General features: G+C 41.3%; 3 protein-coding genes. 1 reads left to right on the forward strand and 2 read right to left on the reverse strand.

Annotated elements, in window-relative coordinates; all coding sequences use genetic code 11:
- Together GCCT14_RS04220 and GCCT14_RS04225 are read right to left on the reverse strand one after the other, a co-directional pair.
- The coding region (locus tag GCCT14_RS04220) for a glutamate--tRNA ligase (protein WP_239978378.1) at nt 1-608 on the reverse strand (608 nt) is incomplete at its 3' end.
- Nucleotides 609-651: 43 nt separating this feature from the next.
- Nucleotides 652-2,472, reverse strand: a complete 1,821-nt coding sequence (locus GCCT14_RS04225; protein WP_108624364.1) for a S41 family peptidase — start codon at nt 2,470-2,472, stop codon at nt 652-654.
- Between the two features lie 208 nt (nt 2,473-2,680).
- Here GCCT14_RS04225 and GCCT14_RS04230 point away from each other — a divergent pair.
- On the forward strand, nt 2,681-3,045 hold a 365-nt coding region (locus GCCT14_RS04230), incomplete at its 3' end, for a helix-turn-helix domain-containing protein (protein WP_157952601.1).

Consider the following 3,045-nt stretch of genomic DNA (forward strand, 5'->3'; position numbering starts at 1 on the left):
ATGTAATGGTCGTCTACTACGTTGGCCAAATGATAAGTAGGCATTCCATCAGATTTGAGAAGGACCTGATCGTCTACATCAGACCATGGATAAGTAAGTTCACCGCGGATTCCATCATAGAATCTAGATTCGCCTTCCAATGGAACACTCAAACGAATGACATACGGTTCGCCTGCCAATTCCTTAGCCGTCAACTCGTCCTTGGATAGATACCTGTACCTTCGATCGTATCCCTTTTTACCACCGGAAGACAGAGCTCGCATCAAACGAAGCTCATCTGGTGTGGCAAAACATTTATAAGCTTTACCAGCTTCAAGAAGCTGATACGCGTGCTGACGATACAGATCTTTCCTTTCCGATTGACGATAAGGGCCATAGGGCCCTCCGACATCTGGCCCTTCCGACCAATTTATTCCTAGCCATCGCAAGGCTTTGAAAATTTCCTGTTCACATTTTTCAGAAGAGCGCTTCTGATCAGTGTCTTCAATTCGAAGCAAAAAAATTCCATTATGTCGACTGGCAAAGAGCCAATTGAAAAGGGCAACGTAAGCCGTTCCAACGTGTGGATCCCCAGTTGGAGAAGGCGCAATGCGGACGCGAACCGTCATTTCAAACCCTTAAGATGATCAGATCAATTAAAGGAAACTTCAATCAGCTATCTTCATTATCAGATGTAGTAGCGTCCATGTAAAGGTAATCCTTAACAACATTGATAGACTCAATCAGTTGGAAATCAGATTCCTTCCAAGAAGGTGAATTTGTCAAAAAAAGACGCAACGAATCATCTTGTTGAGTTGACTTCTTGAGAGCCTCCTGGTAGTCGTTGCTCGAGAGGATACGATCTTGGGAGTTTTTTTGCATATGTCGGATCATTTCTTCTGAGAAGGTATTAACCGTTTGTCTGTTCTCTATGTAAATTGGAAGAACATGTTGCCTCAAGAGTTCAGGAAAGTCTTCTAGATGATCGTCAAAGGTTGGGGAAATATCGTCAGCCGTCAAGTGGAACTGTGTACATTCTTCGCCAATGTTGGCTTGTGAAGTTAACCCTGGAACAATTATATGTGGTCGCACGCCACGTCCTTGTGGGCTCTTACCAGAAACTGTGTAGTACATCCCTCTGGTAAGTTTAATTTCCCCTTGTGTTTGTATGCGTGTTTGGTCTTGTGAAAGGAACATTTGAAAAGATCCTTTCCCATAAGTCCTGTCATCCCCAATTATTAAAGCCCTACCGTAATCTTGAAGAGCTTGGGCGACAATTTCAGAGCACGATGCACTAGCACGACTTACAAGAACAAACAGAGGCCCTTGCCAAACTGTCTGCTCACCGAAATGACGAAATAATTGTAATGCGCTTTTGTTATCTCTAATAGAAACGATAACACCTGCTTTTACAAAAAGATTGACAACTTCTATTCCTTGCCTAAGGAGCCCTCCTGAGTTTCGTCTAAGATCAAGAACAATAGCCTTTAGTCCATCTCCTAATTCATTTTTCAATGTCCGAATTGTTCGACCAAGTTCTGCGGCACATGAATCTTCATGACTTGCGTAAAATGAATGAAGAGATATGTGAGCAATTGTTCCACTGCCAAATGCATTTTGATTAACTTCTATTCGTTTTCTCTGAAGAACAACTTTGCTTCTTGCTAAAGTCGCATCAAATCCTTCTCCATCTGTTCTTTGAATGCGAATTTTTACGGATGTATTTTCTGCCCCTTTCAGCCTCTTAACGATCTCATCAAGAGGCTCTCCTGAAATCGATATGTCATTTACGTGTGTTATGATGTCTTGGGCAAAAATAATTCCTGTTGAATCAGCTGGTCCGGATTCGATAACTTCGATGATGCGTGCGCCCTCTGGGGCAGACTCCAAGACGACCCCAATTCCAACTGTCTCTTGTTGAACTTCAATCATGAACTGATCAAATTCATCAGGAGTAAAGTATTCTGAATGAGAATCAAGAGCTGATACGAAAGCCTTTAGGAATAGGGTGTGAATCATTAATCTCCGATTAGACGGAGAAAGAAGACCATTAACCAAGTTCTTTGCTTTCGCTTCTAGATCAGCAAATGATTCTTGTTCTTTATTGTTGCCTCTCTGCATTTTTTCTAGTTTTTCGGTCGCATGCTGTACGAGAGTTGCGAAGTTAGTAAGTTTTCTCTCTTTTAGCTGTGTCAGAGTGGAGTCAATTAATTGCGAACTTGGAGCTTCCCACGTTTCCCAAAAAGATTGATCTAGATGCCCTTGTAGAGCAGAAAAATAGTTTAAGTAATTTCTTATTGTTCTCTCTACTAGATTGGGAGATAATTCGTTCCATTTGGCGTGCAAATCTAAGCATGTGTCAATTTTGGTCATAACATCTTCTTCGGAAAGTTTAGGCCAATTGAACCCGAAAAGAAGCAGAGGAAAGAAGGTAAGAATTAGGGAGCGATAACAAGATCGAAACCGCCCCAACAATTTGGAAAATTTATTCATGAATTTGAGTCCTTTTTCAAAGTCGTGGTCGAATTTCGTGCAGTAAGTAGAAAATGAGCCTGCGGAGGAACATCTGGGCTAGATGTTTAGCTGTGTCTATGTTGATTTTAAATAAAGATTAGACAAATTAAATAGTTGACAAACTAAGAAACTTTTAATGATACTATCGACTTTAAGTTTGAATGTTAGATCTTCCTGGAGTTTAGTTATGTCCCGAGGCATAAAGGATGATGTTGAAGGCTCAAGACCCTTTGATAACGAGAAAGAGGGAAAGAGTTTTTCCAGTCGGTCACAAAGGTCTCATCAAGATATCGAAGGGAGAGAGACTTCAGGCTCTTCCGCAAAGGCGCATGGCGATAGACAGGCAAGTGAAGAGAGAAGGGCTGTATCAATTACAGAGGCAGCTAAGATCAACAATGTAACTAGGCAAGCCATCTATGTTGCTATTAAACAGAAGAAGCTAAAAGCCTATAAGAAAATTGCTCGTTGGACAATTGACCTAGATGACCTAGCTGCTTATCGTCGAGACAGATATTCTCGATCAAAGAGCATGTATAATGGGAAGCTCCTTTT

The organism is Candidatus Similichlamydia epinepheli (assembly GCF_003056015.1).